Here is a 16,616-nt window from a genome sequence, read left to right on the forward strand (position 1 = left end):
GGAAGGCGGGGCCCGCGCCGTGAGGGCGGGGCCGGGAAGGAGGGCCCCTGCCCGCCGCTGCCCGTCACCGGGAGCAGCGGGCCGGAAGGGCGGTCAGCTGAAGCGCTTGAACACCAGCACCGCGTTGGTGCCGCCGAAGCCGAACGAGTTGCTCATCACCGCGTCGACGCGGGCGTCGCGCGCCGTGTTGGGCACGTAGTCCAGGTCGCAGTCCGGGTCCGGCGATGTCATGTTGATGGTGGGCGGCAGCACGTTCTTGGTGAGCACCTGCACGCTCACCACCGCCTCCGCGCCACCCGCCGCGCCGAGCATGTGGCCCGTCATGGACTTGGTGGACGACACCGCCAGCTTGCGCGCGTGGTCGCCGAACACGGCCTTCAGGGCCTTGGTCTCGTTCGCGTCGTTGAACGGCGTGGACGTACCGTGGGCGTTGACGTAGCCCACCTCGTCCGGCCGCATGCCCGCGGACGCCAGCGCCAGGCGCATGCAGCGCGCCGCGCCCTCGCCCTCCGGGGCAGGCTGGGTGACGTGGTACGCGTCCGAGTTGGCGCCGTACCCCACCACCTCCGCCAGGATGTTGGCGCCGCGCTTCTTCGCGGCCTCCATCTCCTCCAGGATGACGATGCCCGCGCCCTCGCCCATCACGAAGCCGTCGCGCTCCTTGTCGAAGGGACGGCTGGCGCGCGCCGGGTCGTCATTGCGCGTGGACAGGGCCTTCATCACGGAGAAGCCACCCATGCCCAGGGGCGTGATGGCCGCTTCCGCGCCGCCCGCGATGGCCGCGTCCGTCTCACCCAGGCGGATGGACTTCCAGGCCTCGCCGATGGCGTGTGCGCTGGTGGCGCACGCCGACACCGGGGCCCAGTTGGGGCCCTTGCAGTTGAAGCGCATGGAGATGAGCCCAGGCGCCATGTTGACGATCATCTGGATGATGAAGAAGGGCGACAGCCGGTCGAACCCCTTCTCCAGCCCCTTGCGGTGCTGCTCCTCAAGAGAGGAGATGCCGCCAATGCCGGAGCCCACGATGACACCCACGCGCTCCGGGAGGTAGCCATGGGGCGCGTCAGGACCGATGGGCAGGCCCGACTCCTTCACCGCCATGTCGGCCGCGGCCATCGCGTACTGGGCGAACAGGTCCATCCGGCGCACTTCGCGCCTGTCGATGAACTGCTCGGGCTGGAAGTCCTTCACCTCGCCCGCGATGCGCGCGTCGAGCTTCCCCAGGTCGAAACGGGTGATCGTGCTGATACCGGATTGACCGGCCAGCATCGCCTGCCAGTTCTTCTCGGTGCCGGTGCCCAGCGCAGAAATGATGCCGGTTCCGGTGATGACGACTCGACGGTTTGACACTGTTCTTCTCCGCTGACCGCGATGGGGCGTGGAAGCGCCGGTGAGGACGCTCCCCCAGGCCCCGGACTTCCGGGTGTCGCGACTGCCTACTTCTTGTGGGTCTTCACGTAGTTCACGGCGTCGCCGACGGTCTTGATGTTCTCCGCCTCGTCATCCGGAATCTCGACCTCGAACTCCTCTTCCATCGCCATGACCAGCTCGACGATGTCGAGGCTGTCCGCGCCCAGGTCTTCGATGAAGGACGACTCGGGCTTGATCTCATCCTCACCCACACCGAGCTGGTCGGCGATGATGGACTTGATCTTGGTTTCCACGTCGGTTGCGGTGGTGGACATACGTGCAGAACCCTCCAGCTACAGATGGGGCCCGCCGTTTTGAGTCGCGGGCCGTCTTCAAGGCGGGCGCGGTATATCCCACGCCCGGCGCCAATCCAACCTTGGCTTACATGTACATGCCGCCGTTGACCTTCAGGACCTCGCCGGTGATGTAGGACGCCGCATCACTCGCGAGGAACACCACGGCCCCGGCGACCTCCTCCGGGTTGCCCAGGCGGCCGAGCGCGATGCCGCCCACCATCTTCTGGCGCAGCTCGTCGTCCAGGTGCGACGTCATATCGGTCCCGATGAACCCGGGGGACACGGCATTGACGCGGACGCTCCGGCTGGCCAGCTCCTTGGCCACGGACTTGGTCAGGCCGATGAGCCCCGCCTTGGCCGCCGAGTAGGCCGCCTGGCCCGGGTTGCCCATCTCCCCCACGACCGAGGTGATGTTGATGATGGCGCCGGAGCGCTGCTTCATCATGGGCCGGCTGGCGGCGCGGATGAGCGCGAAGGCGCCCCGGAGGTTGGTGTCCATCTGCCGGTCCCAGTCCTCGTCCTTGACGCGCATCACCAGACCGTCAATGGCCATGCCCGCGTTGTTCACCAGCACGTCCAGCCGGCCGTGCGCCTTGATGACGCCATCGATGGCGCCCGCGCACGCGGCGGTGTCCGCCAGGTCGAACCGCACGGCCTCCGCCTTCGCGCCCGCCTGCTGGAGCAGGCCCACCGTCTCCTGCGCGGCGGCCTCGTTGCCCACGTAGCTGATGACCACGGTGGACGCGCCCGCCTTCGCGAAGGCCTGCGCGCACGCCCGGCCGATGCCGCGCGAGCCGCCCGTCACCAGCACCACCTTGTCCTTGAAGCCGCTCATGCTGCCCCCAACGCGGCGAGCACCTTCTCCAGGGTCGCGGCGTTCTCGACGTTGAACGATTCGATGTCCTTGGTGATGCGCTTGATGAGTCCGCCCAGCACCTTGCCCGGCCCCAGCTCCACCACGTGCGTGACGCCGTTCGCCTTCAGCGACTCCACGCACTCAATCCAACGCACCGGCGAGCTCACCTGCTCCAGCAGCAGCGGCACCACGCGGGACGCGTCCGCGTTGGGCTTCGCCTCCACGTTGCTCACCACCGGCACGGACGGCGCCAGGATGCGCACGCCCGCCAGCACCTCCGCCAGGCGCGGCTTCACGGGGTCCATCAGCGCGCAGTGGAAGGGCGCGGAGACGGGCAGCGGCATGACGCGCTTGGCCCCGGCCTCCTTGCACTTCGCGCCCGCGCGCTCCACCGCGGCCGCGTGGCCCGCGATGACCGTCTGCTCGGGCGAGTTGTAGTTGGCCGGGGAGACGACCTGCCCTTCCGCCGCCGCGTCGCAGGCGGCCTTCACCGCGTCCGGGGTGAGGCCCAGGATGACGGCCATGCCGCCCGTGCCCACGGGCACCGCCTCCTGCATGAAGGTGCCGCGCGCGCGCACCGCCCGCGCCGCGTCCTGGAGGTTCATGGCGCCCGCGGCCACCAGCGCGGAGTACTCGCCCAGCGAGTGGCCCGCGACGAACGCGGGGGCCGGGCCGCGCTTCTGGAACACCGCGTGAACCGCGGCCGACACCGTGAGGATGGCCGGCTGGGTATTGGCGGTGAGCTTCAGCGCGTCTTCCGGGCCCTCGAAGCAGGAGGTGGAGAGCTTCTCGTGCAGCGCGTCGTCCACGGCGTCGAAGACGGCCCGCGCTTCAGGGAACTGCTCGTAGAGGTCCTTGCCCATCCCCACGGCCTGACTGCCCTGCCCGGGAAACACGAACGCGACCTTCGCCATGTTGCGGTCCTTCCTTGTGTCGTCCTGCCTACCAGCGCACCACCGCGCTGCCCCACGCCATCCCCGCGCCAATGGCCATCATCGCGATGACGTCGCCGCGCTTGAGGCGGCCGGCGCGCTGCGCCTCGTCCAGCGACATGGGCAGCGAGGCGGACGACGTGTTGCCGTACTTGTGCAGGTTGAGCCAGCATTTTTCCTTGGGAATCTCCAGCCGCTCCATCACGGCTTCCAGGATTCGCAGGTTCGCCTGATGGGCGATGACGTGGTCCACCTGCGTCGTATCCATCCCGTGGGCCCCCAAGGACGTCTGGGTGGATTCCACCAACGCGCGCACCGCGAAGCGGAACACTTCCTTCCCGTTCATCTTGAGCTTGTGAAGATTTGCATCCACGTTGTCCGCGGTGACGGGGGTACGCGAGCCACCGGCAGGGATGCAGAGCAGGTTCGCGAGGTCGCCGTCGGTGCGCAGATGGGTGGAGAGGATGCCGCGCGGCGCCATGGCGTCTTCGTCCGCGTCCTGTTCCGCCGCCAACACCAGGGCGCCCGCACCGTCCCCGAAGAGGACGCAGGTGTTGCGGTCCGTCCAATCCACCGCGCGGGTGAGCAGGTCCGCGCCCACGACGAGCGCGCGCTTCACCTGGCCCGAGCGCACGAACTGGTCCGCCACGCTCAGCGCATACAGCCCACCCGCGCACGCGGCGGACACGTCGAAGGCGAAGGCGCGCTTCGCCCCCAGCTTCGACTGCACCAGCGCGGCGCAGGACGGCATGGGCATGTCCGCGGTGACGGTGCCCACGATGAGGAGGTCCAGGTCGCCGGGCGCCACGCCCGCCATCTCCAGCGCGTGACGGGAGGCGTTCACCGCCAGGTCGCTCGTCGCCTCATCGGGGGCGGCCTGCCTGCGCTCCTGGATGCCGGTGCGCTCGCGGATCCACGTGTCGCTGGTGTCCACCAGGCGCTCCAGGTCCTGATTGGTCAGGACCTGCGCGGGAGCATAGGAACCCGTTCCGATGATGTGCGTGCGTGCCACGAGGCCTCCGAGTCGTCGGAGTCCAACGCATGGCCGACGCGCTCTAATCGGCCCCTTCGTCCCCGTCCGCCTTCCTTCCCCTTTGGTGGGGAGGAAGCCAGGCGGCGGCGTTGGCAATGCAGCGCGTCAGCTCTTCCTGCACGCCCGCGCGCACATGCTGCAGCGCGGTGACGAGCGCGTTGTGGATGGCGCGGGGAGAGGAGCGGCCGTGCGCGACGATGCCCACTCCCTGGAGGCCCAGGAGCGGCGCGCCGCCGTATTCGGCGTAGTCCATGACGCGGCGCAGCCCCAGCAGGGTGGGCTTGAGCAGGAGCGCGCCCAGCTTCTCCGGCAGGCCGCCGCGCTTCTCGATGGCGGAGCGCAGGAGTCCGGTGATGCCCATGCCCACGCCCTCGGAGGTCTTGAGGACGATGTTGCCGGTGAAGCCGTCCGTCACGACGACCTCCACGTCGCCGGAGAACAGGTCCTTGCCCTCCACGTAGCCCACGAACTCCAGGTCCGAGCGGCGCAGCAGCGCGCTGACGTCCCGCGTGAGCTGCGTGCCCTTGGACTCCTCTTCGCCGTTGGAGAGCACCGCCACCCGGGGACGCTTCACGCCCAGGCGGGTGCGCGAATAGGCCTCGCCGAGCACGGCGAACTGGGCCAGGTGCGAGGGACGGCAGTCCACGTTGGCGCCCGCGTCCAGCAGCAGGCAGCGGCCTTCGCCCTTCAAGGCCGGGAACAGGGCCGCGATGGCCGGACGCTCCACGCCGGGAATCCGGCCGAGCGTCAACATGCCACCGGCCATCACCGCGCCGGAGTTGCCCGCCGACACGAGGGCGGACGCCTCCCCTTGCCGGACGAGCTCGAAGCCCACCCGGAGCGAGGAGTCCCGCTTGCGCCGGAACGCGGCGGTCGCGGGGTCGTCCATCTCCACCACTTCGGACGCGTGGTGGAGGTGGATGTTGGGAGGCGAGCCGGCGCGCTCCAGGACAGGGCGTACACGCATGGCGTCCCCGACCAGCACGAGTTCGTGCCCGGGATACGCTCGCGCGAACAGCACGCCCCCGTCCACGACGGCGTCGGGGGCGTGGTCGCCACCCATCGCGTCGAGGACGAGCCGCACCGGCAGCCTTCCGCTTTCAACTACTCCGCGGCGGTCGCGATGACTTCACGGCCACCGTAGTTGCCACAGGCCGCGCAGGCGCGGTGCGGCATCACGGGCTCCTTGCACTTGGAGCACTTGATGACCTGCACGGGGGTCCGCAGGTTGTTGTTGCCGGCCCGACGACGGTCCCGGCGCATCTTCGACGTCCGCTTCTTGGGAACTCCCACGGCTCACCTCGGCATCGGACCCGTCCCCCCTCGCGACCTGCGAGGGGCATAGGGACCGTCAGTTCAGCTTGATGTTCTTCAGCGGCGACAGTCGAGGGTCCACGACCTTCGGCTCGCAGCCGCACTTCTTTTCATTGAGGTTCTGGCCGCACTGCGAGCAGAGCCCCTGGCAGTCTTCCCGACAGACCGCGCTCATCGGGAGCGCGAGCAATACCTGTTCCCGGAGGATCGGATCCAGATCGATCGTCTTCCCATCGAAAACCTGCTCGTCCGTGCCGTCCAGTTCGAAGGTGCCCCCGGATTCACCCTGGGTGCGTTCCTTCTTCTCCATGACCTTCTCGTCGTCGTCCTTGAAGTCGTCTCCCCGGGCCAGGGACTCCGGCACCAGGTTGATGATGAAGGACACGGGCAGGTCCAGCTTCACGTCCGCGAGGCAGCGCTTGCAGGGCGCGCCCAGGTGGACGGTGAAGTTGCCGTTCAGCAGCACGCCGCCGCTGAGCTTGCGCAGGGTGGCGTGGAGCGTGGACGGAGCGGTCGCCTGAAAGCCAGTGCCCTCACCGGACGCCTGGCCCTCCAGGGCCTCCTTGAGGAGGCCAGGAGCGATGGGCTCGTCGAGCTTCAGCCCTGCTTCTTTGATTTGTTCAATCTTTACGACCATCTACAAGGCTTCCCGGCAAAAGGGCGCGCAACATAGAGGGACTCCCCCCCTTCAGTCAACACGCCGGGTTGGACTCGCGAGCCGAGCCGCGTGGATCCACTCAACACCGCTCTGCTAGCTTTCCATCTGATGCGCAACCCCGCCCGAGGTTGGCGGGGCGCACTCTGTGTCTGGGGGCTCGGGCTGACGCTCGCCCTGCCAGCTCAGGCCCGTGCGCCCCTGCCCCCGTCTCCCCTCCTCTTCCAGCTGGGCCCCACGAGCCCCGCCATCGACTCCGCGAAGGAACTCCTGGAGGCCGGCCGCTTCCAGGAGGCCCTGGGCGTGGTGCAGGGCGGGCTGGATGCGCCCGACGTCACGGACGACGAGCTGGTGGAGCTCTACCGCCTGCAGGGGCTCACCGCCCTCTACCTGGGCGACGAGGCCCTGGCGCGCGGGGCGTACGAGAAGCTGCTCCAGGCCCGGCCGGACTTCGAGCTGCCCCGCTCCGCGCCGCCGAAGGTCCGCGGCCTCTTCGCGAAGCTGAAGGAGGACCTCCGCCACCGCCGCGTCCACCCCGTCACCCTGGAGGTGGACCCCATCCCGGACCCGGCGCCGGGAGACCGCGTGGAGGTGGACGCCGTCCTCCGGGACATGGCGCTGGGCGCGCGGGCCCGGCTGTTCTACCGGCGCGCCGGGGCGCAGGGCTTCTCCTCAGTGGACTTCGTGCGCGACCGCGCCCGGGCCGAGCACTACCTCGCCGTGCTGCCCGCGTATGAGCTGCCGGTGGAGTCCACGCCCTATGAAGTGGAGTACTACTTCGAGGTCGTGGACGCGGCGCAGCGCCGGCTCGCAGGACGCGGGGATCCGTTCCACCCGCTCCTCTTCCAGGTGGCGTCGAAGGCCGCGCCCACCACGGCCCTGACGGAAGGGACGAGCCGCCCCTGGTACAAGAGCCCCTGGCTCTGGGTGGCCGTGGGCGCGGTGGCCATTGGCGGCACGGCCGGCGTGGTGGCCCTGTCCTCCTCCGAGGAGCGCGGCCGGGTGCCCATCACCATCCGCGTGGAGGACGCAGCACCATGAGACGCCCCACCCTGCTGATGCTGGCGCTGCTCGCCGGCTGCGGCCCGGACGCCACTTCGGAGGCCCTGCCCTTGGGCCTGGACATCACCTTGAGCCGCGCCGTCGCCAGCCAGGTGGGCGCGTACCAGGTGGCCGTGTTGAAGGACGGCACGAAGCGCAACTGCACGGAGCTGCAGCGCACCTGCCTGTCCTCCCAGGTGTCCTCCAGCGACCTGCTGGAGTTGAAGGACGCGGACGGCAACTCGGGGCGCACGCTGCGCTTCCCCTCGGCTCCCGGCGGCGCGGCCATGGGGCTTTCCGTGGACGTGCCGGTGGGCCGCGACTACGCGCTCGTCATCGAGGCGCTGACGGCCGACACGCCCACCCGCTTCCTGGGCAGCTCCTGCAACTACCTGCGCGTGGTGAACTCCGGCACCAACGCGACCCTGGTGGCGGCGCCCATCGAGCTGACCACGCAGTCCTGCGACCCGGTGTTTCCGCGCTGACGCCCGGTCCCAGGTCCCCTGGTGGGGGAGCGGGCATGGTGCATGGATGTCACATGGATGTCCCGGGCGCGCCGGAACGAATCTGTTACGGGACGCCACGCATTCCATCCCTTCGCGGGAGCACCTTCATGGCGCGCATCCTCATCATCGAGGACGAGCAGGACCTGGCCGGACTCGTCGACTACAACCTCCGCGCGGCGGGCTTCGAAACGGACACGGCGAACACCGGCGCGGGGGGGCTCGCCCGGGCGCGGGCCCATCCTCCGGACCTGGTGCTGTTGGACCTGATGCTGCCGGACGTGGCGGGCGGTGAAGTCCTGCGCATGCTCAAGAGCGACGCGGAGCTGAAGAAGGCCGCGGTCGTCATCGTCAGCGCCAAGGGCCAGGAGGCGGACCGCATCCAGGGCCTGGAGCTGGGCGCGGACGACTACGTGGTGAAGCCCTTCTCCGTGCGCGAACTGCTGCTGCGCGTGAAGGCCGTGCTGCGCCGCGCGGACGCGGAGGAAGGCCCCGCCGCGGAGCTGGTCGCGGGCGACATCAGCCTGGACACGTCGCGCCACCAGGTGCGGGTGAAGGGCGAGGAGGTCATCCTCACCGCGCTGGAGTTCCGCCTGCTGCGCACGCTCCTGGAGCGAAGCGACCGCGTGCAGACGCGCGAGGTGCTCCTGTCCGACGTCTGGGGCATCCAGGCCGAAATCCACACGCGCACCGTGGACACGCACATCAAGCGCCTGCGCGAGAAGCTGGGCCCCGCAGGCGACATCATCGAGACCGTGCGCGGCGTGGGCTACAAGCTCAGCCCTCCGTGAGGCCGCCATGCCCCTGCGCTTCACGCTCCTGGCCCTGCTCGTCCCTCCTTTGCTGGTCTCGACGCTGCTCGTGCTCTTCGGGCACCCGGCGGGCGCGCTCGCCGCGGGGCTCGTCACGCTGGCGGGCTCCGCGCTGGCCCTGGGGACGAGCCGCGTGGCCATGGAGCGACAGCTTCGCGCGCTGACCCAGAAAACGCAGTCGCTGGCGGCGGGCATGGACGTGGCACAGCCCGCGGGCCTGGAGCGCACGGACGACCTGGCGCAGCTGGAAGACGCCATCGACACGCTGGACGACAAGCTGTCCATGCGCGCCGCCGCGCTCAACCAGGAGGCTCGCATCCTCACCGCCGTGCTGGACGGCATGGCGGAGGGGCTCTGGGTGACGGACGCGGAGGGCACCGTGGTGCGCCACAACGACGCGCTCGCGGAGATGCTCCTGCCCGCGCACGGCGCCATCGTGGGCCAGCGGCCGCTCGCGCTCATCCGCAACGAGGCGCTCAACGACGCGGTGGCCCGCGCCTGCCATGAAGGCGCCTCCACGCGGCTGGAGCTGACGCTCGAGGGGCTCTACTCCCGCACCCTGGCCGTGCGCGTGACGCCCGTGGGGCGGGATTTGCCCGGCAGCTCCGCCGTCTTCCACGACGTCACGGACCTGCGCCGGCTGGAGAAGGTGCGCAAGGACTTCGTGGCCAACGTCTCCCACGAGCTGCGCACGCCCATCACCGCCATCCGAGGCTACGCGGAGACGCTCCAGGGCGGCGCGCTCCAGGACACCCAGGTGGCGCCGAAGATGGTGGAGATCATCCACCGCCAGTCCGAGCGCCTCTCCGAGCTGGTGGAGGACCTGCTGGAGCTCTCCCGCCTGGAGGCGCGCGAGATGACCTTCCAGCGCACGGAGGTCCCCCTGGCCCTGGCCGTCTCCCGCGCCGCGGAAGGCGTGCGCCCCAAGGCCGAGGGCAAGAACCAGCAAATCGGGTTGCACGTGCCGCCGGGGCTGGTGGCGATGGGGGATGGGCGGGCCATCGAGCAGGTGCTCCTCAACCTGCTCGACAACGCGGTGAAGTACACGGCCGCGGGCGGCAGGGTGGACGTGGACGGGGCGTACGAGGGCGGCCGGTGCGTCGTGCGCGTGCGCGACACAGGCGTGGGAATCGAGCCCAAGCATCTTTCCCGGATTTTCGAGCGATTCTACCGGGTGGACAAGGGCCGCAGCCGGGACATGGGGGGGACGGGACTGGGCCTTTCCATCGTGAAGCATCTGATGGGCGCGATGGACGGCGAGGTGAAGGTGGAGAGCCAGCCGAACGCGGGCAGTACCTTTGTCATTTTTCTACCCTCGGCGGCTGGCCCGACGGCTGCGACGGGCTAGGATGGGGGCGGCCATGCGGGTCGCCATCCTCGCGGACATTCACGGGAACCTTCCGGCCTGCGAGGCCGTGCTGGACGACATCACCAAATCGGTGGCGCCGGATTACATCGTCGCGGCCGGAGACCTGGCGCTGCGGGGCGCGCACCCGCGCGAGACGGTGGAGCTGCTCTTCAGCAAGTGCCACGCCCTCATCATGGGCAACACGGACGCGTACCTCGCCGGCAACTACCTGGGCGGGGCGTACCGCGAGCGCGACCACTGGAAGACGGAGCTGTTGCGCTGGACGCGCGACCAGCTGGGCGACACGCTGCTCCACCAGCTGGGACAGATGCCCTTCTCCCTGCGCTACACGCCGCGCAAGGGACAGGACCTGTTCATCTGCCACGCGAATCCCCGAAACCTGGAGGAGTCGCTGGACCCCACGCTGGACGACGTCGCGGTGCGTCGCTTCTTCACGCACCTGGACGCGGCCGCGTGCGCCTTCGGGCACCTGCACTTCCCCTACCGCCGGCGCGTGGGCCGGATGCTCATCGCGGACGTGGCCAGCGCCGGGATTCCTCGCGACGGCGACCTGCGCCCCGCCTACGGCGTCTTCACCTTCACCCCCAAGGGCTGGCGCGTGCAGATCCGCCGCGTGCGCTACCCGGTGCGCAAGGCCACCCAGGCCCTCACCGCGCGCCGCGTGCCCGGGGGGCCGCTGCTCATCCACAAGCTCGTGGAGGCGAGGTACCGCCACCACAACGCCCTGATGGAGGCCGCGCGGCGGCACTCGGGGCTGCCTCCTCCGGGGCCCGTGCTGCGTCCGCCCCCGGGGACCGGAGGTGCGCGCCCCATGCTCGCCGCGCCCTTCGAGAACAACCCTCCGCCAGAGGTCGATCCGTCCACGCTGCCCCTGGACCTGGACGGCACGGTGACGGGCGCCTCGCCGCTGCCGCCCGACGCGCTCAACGACCTGGACGGGTGAGGCCCATGCACACCGTGTGCGTGAGGACGGCCCGTCCGGGAATGGACAGGCGCGCCGTCACTTCTGACGGACAGCGGGCTTTTCGCAGCCCGAAATCCGCTTGGCCTCCCGCACGCACAGATGCACTCGGGCGCGCCGGGCCTTAGCAACACCTGAGGCGACGACAACGCGGGAGGGGCCATGGTCGGGTGGATGGTCGGACTGTCGGTGGTAGCGGTGTCCCTGACCGCTGCTGGAGCAGAGGCGCCCCCTACGACTCCGCCGCCCACGGAGGCGCCCACGGTCGAAGCGCCGCCGCCCGCGCCGTACTGCGAAGGCGAATACGCGGACAGCTACGCCGCGCTGTCCCCCAAGGCTCGGGCCTTCGAGCAGGCGATGAAGAAGAAGTACACGTACTGCGTGCGCAGCACCGCCGTGTACGAGTGCTTGTCCTACGGCGCGGAGGGCAACGTGCGCCGCACTCGCACGCCGGTGTCCGCGCACGGCACCGCGTTCGCTTACAAGCAGCAGGCCGGGGAGACGCTGCTGCTCACCAACGAGCACGTCGTGGAGTGGCCGGACGTCACCAGCGACGCGCGCCCGGTGGACGGCGTGCCTTCCGGCTGCAAGCGCGTGAAGGACGGCCTGAGCATCGTGGAGAACGAGGCGGACCACTACGACCGCGACGACGTTCCGTTGTCCAAGGCGGTGGTGGATCCGCAGCTGGACCTGGCCGTCATCAAGTCCAAGACGCCCCTGACGGTGATGCCGTGGAAGGTGGGCCGGAGCGCCGCCGTGCGCGAGCGCGACGTGGTGGACGTGCGCGGCTTCCCACTGGGCGTCTTCAACGCCACCAACATGGGCAAGGTCATCTCCGCCTACGACCGCGACGAGTACAAGGAGTGGTACCACGACGACTTCGTCATCGACGCGCTCCTGTCGCAGGGAAACTCGGGGTCGCCCGTGCTCGCCATCTCCTGCAAGACGGGCGAGTTCGAGCTGGTGGGCGTCTACCACGCGGGCTACTCGCGAGGCAGCGCGCTCAACGTGGTGGTGGGAATCGACCAGGCGCGCGACCTGATGACCAACCTGCGCCGCACGCCCAAGCGCGCCATGGAGGACACGACGCCGTTGGACGCGTTGGCCCGCGCCCGCGTGGCGAAGCGCGCGGAGGTGTCCGCCACGCCCTTCTTCCCCTTCGGCTCGCGCACCGCGGCGGTGTTCCCTCGTGCGGACGGCACCCTGCTCTTCGCGCTGTATGAGCAGGACTTCCCGCGCCGCGTGCACCCGCTGCTCGTGATGGAGGACGTGCCCCTCCCTTCCGCGGACGAGGGCTTCGGGAAGGTGGGGCGCGTCTGGTTCGGCGGCGAGCGGGGCCTGCTGGAGCGCCCTCGCGCGGAGCAGGACGCGGAGCTGCAACAGCAGCTGGCCCGGCTGCTGGATGCGCTGCGCCGGGACGCGACGCTCGCGTTCTCGTACCAGGACTCGCTGCCGGGCTCGGATGAATCCCGGCAGACCTTCGACACGTCGGCCCGGCTGGGCAAGACGCTGGAGCGAACCATCGTCGCGCACCGCGAGATGAGCGACGCCGCCGCGGAGCTGGCGGACCGCTTCGCGCCGGACATCACCGAGCCCGCGACGAGGACGGAGTCCGTGCTGAAGAACCCTCCGCCGCCCGGCATCCACCTGGGCCTCACGGGTGAACCGGAAGGCCAGCCCTCCACGGGCGCCCCGCCTCGTGACTCCGGTGCTCGCCAACCCGCGAAGAGCACGCAGGGAAAGGGAGCCAGGACTCCGTCGGGCAAGTAGTCCATCCGGAACGCGACCGCCCGCGAAAAGCATGCAGCGGGCCGTGGCCAGGGCTCCGTCGGACCGGTAGTCCGTCCGGAGGACAGGCGGCCAAGCGGAAGCCTCCGGGAAATACCGTGCGGTCCCGGGAAGGCCCTTCCCTCCTCCGTACATTGGACAGGTGTGGAGGCCATGCCCGAACCCGCATCCGGAGCCGTACATCCCGACCTGAGGACGGGGGCACCCTCGCCCTGGCTGCGGCGGATCCTCCGGGGCTTGTTGGGACAGGAGCGGCGCTTCTGGGTGCTGGTGGTGGGCGTGGGCCTCATCTCCGGCCTGGGCGCGGTGGCGCTGCTCGCCGTGCTGCGCTTCACCCAGCACCTGTTCTGGCAGACCAACTCCGAGCACTTCCTGGAGGGCGCGCTCGCGTCGCCGGGCTGGCGCCGGTTCCTGGTGCCGGTGCTGGGCGGCGCGCTGGTGACGCTGGTGTCGCTGGTGGTGGGCCAGCCCCTGCGAGGCCACGGCACCGCGGGCATCATCGAGTCCATCTGGGTGAAGTCCGGCCGGCTGCCCTTCCCCCGAGCACTGCTACGCGGCTTCGTGTCCATCATCGCGGTGGCGCTGGGGGCTCCACTGGGCCGCGAGGGCGCGCTCCTCCAGACGGGCGCGGCCAGTGGCTCCGCGATGTCCGGATGGCTGAAGTTGGGGCCGGGCCAGGCGCGCGTGCTGGTGGCGTGCGGCGCTTCGGCGGGCATCGCGTCCGCGTACAACGTCCCCATTGGCGCGGCCCTCTTCGGTCTGGAGGTGCTGCTGGGCAGCTTCGCGCTGGAGCTCTTCGGCCCCATCGTCGTGTCGTGCGTGGTGGCGACGCTCGTGTCGCGCACCCTCATCGCGGACCACCCCAGCTACGTCATCCCCCACTACGCCCTCACCCACCCGCGCGAACTGCTGCTCGCGCTCATGCTGGGCGTGCTCGTGGGCGGGGCCTCCGCGCTCTACGTGCGCGGCATCAACTTCACGTCCGACCTGCTGGACAAGCTGCCCTCGTGGCTCACCCCGTTCATGCCGCTGGTCGCGATGACGGTGGTGGGCGCCACCGCCATCGCGGGGCCGTACCTCATGGGCAACGGCTACGACTCCGTGAACATGGCGCTGCACGGGACGCTGCCCCTCACGCTGCTGCTCATCCTGCCCCTGGCGAAGCTGGCGGTGACGTCGCTGTGCGCGGGCGCGGGGGTGCCGGGCGGTCTCTTCACCCCGTCCCTCTTCTTCGGCGCGCTCCTGGGCGGCGCGTTCGGGATGATGGTGGAGCGGGCGCTTCCGGGCGGGGCGGCGCCCAGCGGGGCCTACGCGCTGCTCGGCATGGGCGCGGTGCTCGCGGGCACCACGCATGCGTCCGTGTCCGCGGTGCTGATGATCTTCGAGATGACCGGCGACTACGACCTCATCCTCCCGCTGATGCTCGCCGCGGTGGTGGCCGCCGTCGTCAGCCGCCGGCTGGAGCCGGAGTCGCTCTACACGTCCGTGCTCGCGAAGCGCGACGTGCGCGTGCCCGCCTCCGTGCCGCACTGGCTGCGGGAGGAGGGCGTGCGCTCGCTCCTGTCACCGGCCACGCAGCGGGTGCCACCCTCCGCGCCCTTCGACGAGGTGGTGGTGCTGCTCCTGGAGCAGCCCGCGGGCGCGGACCTCTACGTCACCGACGCGGAGGGGCGCCTGTTGGGCGTCATCACCCTGGACGCGCTCAAGGGCCACCTGCCGGACCACTCGCTGCTCCAGGCCACCGTGGCCGCGGACGTGATGGACACCGGTGTGCAGCCCATCACCCCGGACCTGTCCCTGGCGGAGGTCGCCGCGCGGTTCGGCCACACGGAGTTGGACCGCCTGCCCGTGGTGGACGGACGCCGGCACCTGCTGGGTTCGCTCTCCAAGGGCGACCTGCTCAAGCGGGGGCGCTTCTAGGATGGAGCTGGAGCCCCGCACGCGCGCGTGGAGCATCGTCGCCATGAGCCTGCTGTGCGTCGTGCTGGCGTGGGTGCTGCTGCGCACGCCTCCGCACCCCGGTCAGAGCCTGGAGCCAACGGAACCCACGGAAGAACCCACCCGGGGCAATCCCTACCGGGGCTGGCCGCTCTTCCAGGGTTGGCAGATACCGCAGCCCCCGGACACGCCGCCGGCACACGACACGAAGCCGTCCAACGCGCCCCGGCAACGTTGAAGGACCACCGTCCCCTCACCCTTGGGGGGCGGTCCAGGGCAGGCAACCAGACGGGCTGCGCGTGAAGCGCTTGCATGCAGGAGGACCAGGAGGAAGATGGCCGCCGTCTTGGACGCCACTCCGTTCAACTTCGTCGCCATCGTGCTGTGCATCTCCATTGGAGCGGGCCTGATGGGTTCGCTGCTGGGCCTGGGCGGTGGCCTCATCCTCATCCCCGTCCTCACGCTCGTGCTCAAGGTGGACATCCGCTACGCGGTGGGAGCCTCCATCGTGTCCGTCATCGCCACGTCCAGCGGCGCGGCGGCGGCGTACGTGCGCGACGGGCTGGCCAACATGCGCGTGGCCATGTTCCTGGAGCTGGCCACCGTGGCGGGCGCCGTCACGGGCGCGATGCTCGCGGGCGTGGTGAGCGGCCGCGCGCTGTACTTCCTCTTCGGCGCGGTGATGGCCTATTCGGCGCTCGCGATGCTGCGCAAGCTGCGCGAGGACGGCAGACCCCGCGAAGAGCCGCCGCCGGATGCCCTCGCGGACCGGCTCGCGCTGCACGGCAGCTACTACGACGTGTCCACCGGCGGCGAGGTGGCGTACCGCGTGCACCGTCCGCTCGTGGGCCTGGGGCTCATGTACGTCGCGGGCACGGTGAGCGGGCTCCTGGGCATCGGCTCCGGCGCGCTGAAGGTGCCGGCCATGGACCTGGCCATGGGGCTGCCCATCAAGGTCTCCACCGCCACCAGCAACTTCATGATTGGCGTCACGGCGGCGGCCAGCGCGGGCATCTACTTCGCGCGAGGCGACATCGACCCGTTCATCGCCGGCCCCGTCTGCGTGGGCGTCACGCTGGGCGCGTTCGCGGGCTCGCGCTACCTTACGAAGCTCAAGAGCGGCTCCCTGCGCAGGCTCTTCGTGGCCGTCCTGCTGTGGGTGTCGTACGAGATGCTGTCCAAGGGAATCCACGGATGAGCTCGGTCACCGGCGAACCTCCGTCTCCTCGGGAGACCACCACCACCGCCGTCGCGCAGGACGAGGTGGTGCCGCTCACGCCGGAGCTGCTCATCAGCCAGCTGTTGCGCGGCGGCGTGCTGCTCAGCCTGTCGCTCGTCACGTGCGGCATGGTGATGACCTTCTTCCGGCACCCGGACTACTTCTCGTCCTCGACCGCGCTCCAGCGCCTCACCTCGCCGGACGACGCGCCGCACCAACTGACGGACGTCTTCGAGGGCGTCATGGCCGTGCGCGGCCAGTCCTTCGTGATGGCCGGGCTCCTGGTGATGATCACCGTGCCCGTGCTGCGCGTGGCCCTGTCCCTGGGCATCTTCCGCGCGCAGAAGGACCGCGCCTTCGCCGCCATCACCACCGGCGTGCTCGCGCTGCTCCTGCTCGCCTTCCTGCTGGGCGGTGTGGAGTAGTCCACTCAGCAGTCCACCCGTTCGTCACATCCACGCGGGCGCGAAAAGCACTACAACGCGCGCC

General features: G+C 70.2%; 18 protein-coding genes. 10 read left to right on the forward strand and 8 right to left on the reverse strand.

Annotation, left to right across the window (positions count from 1 at the left end):
- Positions 1–93 precede the first annotated feature (93 nt).
- From fabF to GTZ93_RS40215, 8 genes are all read right to left on the reverse strand, one after another.
- On the reverse strand, positions 94–1,350 hold the full coding sequence (gene fabF, locus GTZ93_RS40180) for a beta-ketoacyl-ACP synthase II (RefSeq protein WP_139915597.1): 1,257 nt from the start codon (positions 1,348–1,350) through the stop codon (positions 94–96).
- 86 nt (positions 1,351–1,436) lie between these two features.
- Positions 1,437–1,685 carry an acyl carrier protein gene (acpP, locus tag GTZ93_RS40185; RefSeq protein ID WP_014395452.1) on the reverse strand — a complete coding sequence of 83 codons (249 nt, stop codon included), beginning with the start codon at positions 1,683–1,685 and terminating at the stop codon, positions 1,437–1,439.
- Between the two features lie 106 nt (positions 1,686–1,791).
- Positions 1,792–2,541 carry a 3-oxoacyl-[acyl-carrier-protein] reductase gene (fabG, locus tag GTZ93_RS40190; RefSeq protein ID WP_120576299.1) on the reverse strand — a complete coding sequence of 250 codons (750 nt, stop codon included), beginning with the start codon at positions 2,539–2,541 and terminating at the stop codon, positions 1,792–1,794.
- The gene (gene fabD, locus GTZ93_RS40195; RefSeq protein WP_120576300.1) at positions 2,538–3,476 is read right to left on the reverse strand and encodes an ACP S-malonyltransferase; all 939 of its coding nucleotides are present in this window, start codon (positions 3,474–3,476) and stop codon (positions 2,538–2,540) included. The genes fabG and fabD overlap by 4 nt, the downstream gene beginning before the upstream one ends.
- A 28-nt stretch (positions 3,477–3,504) precedes the next feature.
- Positions 3,505–4,506 (reverse strand): beta-ketoacyl-ACP synthase III, encoded by a 1,002-nt coding sequence (locus GTZ93_RS40200; protein ID WP_139915596.1) that lies wholly within the window; start codon positions 4,504–4,506, stop codon positions 3,505–3,507.
- 43 nt (positions 4,507–4,549) lie between these two features.
- The gene (gene plsX, locus GTZ93_RS40205) at positions 4,550–5,611 is read right to left on the reverse strand and encodes a phosphate acyltransferase PlsX (protein WP_139915595.1); all 1,062 of its coding nucleotides are present in this window, start codon (positions 5,609–5,611) and stop codon (positions 4,550–4,552) included.
- 20 nt (positions 5,612–5,631) lie between these two features.
- A complete protein-coding gene (rpmF, locus tag GTZ93_RS40210) occupies positions 5,632–5,820 on the reverse strand; it encodes a 50S ribosomal protein L32 (RefSeq protein WP_014395447.1) in 189 nt (62 codons plus the stop codon).
- A 58-nt stretch (positions 5,821–5,878) separates the two neighbouring features.
- The gene (locus tag GTZ93_RS40215; RefSeq protein ID WP_121779992.1) at positions 5,879–6,478 is read right to left on the reverse strand and encodes a YceD family protein; all 600 of its coding nucleotides are present in this window, start codon (positions 6,476–6,478) and stop codon (positions 5,879–5,881) included.
- A 129-nt stretch (positions 6,479–6,607) separates the two neighbouring features.
- On the opposite strand from GTZ93_RS40215, the gene GTZ93_RS40220 reads away from it, so the two are divergent.
- The 10 genes from GTZ93_RS40220 (at position 6,608) to GTZ93_RS40265 (ending at position 16,552) form a co-directional block, all read left to right on the forward strand.
- On the forward strand, positions 6,608–7,537 hold the full coding sequence (locus GTZ93_RS40220) for a hypothetical protein (RefSeq protein WP_139915594.1): 930 nt from the start codon (positions 6,608–6,610) through the stop codon (positions 7,535–7,537).
- Positions 7,534–8,022 (forward strand): hypothetical protein, encoded by a 489-nt coding sequence (locus GTZ93_RS40225; RefSeq protein WP_120576305.1) that lies wholly within the window; start codon positions 7,534–7,536, stop codon positions 8,020–8,022. The genes GTZ93_RS40220 and GTZ93_RS40225 overlap by 4 nt, the downstream gene beginning before the upstream one ends.
- Positions 8,023–8,150: 128 nt before the next feature.
- Complete coding sequence (locus GTZ93_RS40230; RefSeq protein WP_120576306.1) at positions 8,151–8,831, forward strand: winged helix-turn-helix domain-containing protein; 681 nt, start codon at positions 8,151–8,153, stop codon at positions 8,829–8,831.
- Between the two features lie 7 nt (positions 8,832–8,838).
- The gene (locus GTZ93_RS40235) at positions 8,839–10,200 is read left to right on the forward strand and encodes a sensor histidine kinase (protein ID WP_139915593.1); all 1,362 of its coding nucleotides are present in this window, start codon (positions 8,839–8,841) and stop codon (positions 10,198–10,200) included.
- A gap of 13 nt (positions 10,201–10,213) precedes the next feature.
- Positions 10,214–11,164, forward strand: a complete 951-nt coding sequence (locus GTZ93_RS40240; protein ID WP_139915592.1) for a metallophosphoesterase family protein — start codon at positions 10,214–10,216, stop codon at positions 11,162–11,164.
- Positions 11,165–11,344: 180 nt separating this feature from the next.
- Positions 11,345–12,952: a S1C family serine protease gene (locus GTZ93_RS40245; RefSeq protein WP_139915591.1), complete on the forward strand. Its 1,608-nt coding sequence runs from the start codon at positions 11,345–11,347 to the stop codon at positions 12,950–12,952.
- Between the two features lie 171 nt (positions 12,953–13,123).
- Positions 13,124–14,890 carry a chloride channel protein gene (locus tag GTZ93_RS40250; protein ID WP_139915590.1) on the forward strand — a complete coding sequence of 589 codons (1,767 nt, stop codon included), beginning with the start codon at positions 13,124–13,126 and terminating at the stop codon, positions 14,888–14,890.
- Position 14,891: 1 nt separating this feature from the next.
- Complete coding sequence (locus GTZ93_RS40255; RefSeq protein ID WP_139915589.1) at positions 14,892–15,146, forward strand: hypothetical protein; 255 nt, start codon at positions 14,892–14,894, stop codon at positions 15,144–15,146.
- A 96-nt stretch (positions 15,147–15,242) separates the two neighbouring features.
- Positions 15,243–16,106: a sulfite exporter TauE/SafE family protein gene (locus tag GTZ93_RS40260; RefSeq protein WP_139915588.1), complete on the forward strand. Its 864-nt coding sequence runs from the start codon at positions 15,243–15,245 to the stop codon at positions 16,104–16,106.
- Positions 16,103–16,552 (forward strand): DUF1634 domain-containing protein, encoded by a 450-nt coding sequence (locus GTZ93_RS40265; RefSeq protein ID WP_139915587.1) that lies wholly within the window; start codon positions 16,103–16,105, stop codon positions 16,550–16,552. Before GTZ93_RS40260 ends, GTZ93_RS40265 begins: the two co-directional genes overlap by 4 nt.
- Positions 16,553–16,616: the final 64 nt, after the last annotated feature.

This window comes from Corallococcus exiguus (assembly GCF_009909105.1).
In the GTDB taxonomy this organism is placed as follows: domain Bacteria; phylum Myxococcota; class Myxococcia; order Myxococcales; family Myxococcaceae; genus Corallococcus; species Corallococcus exiguus.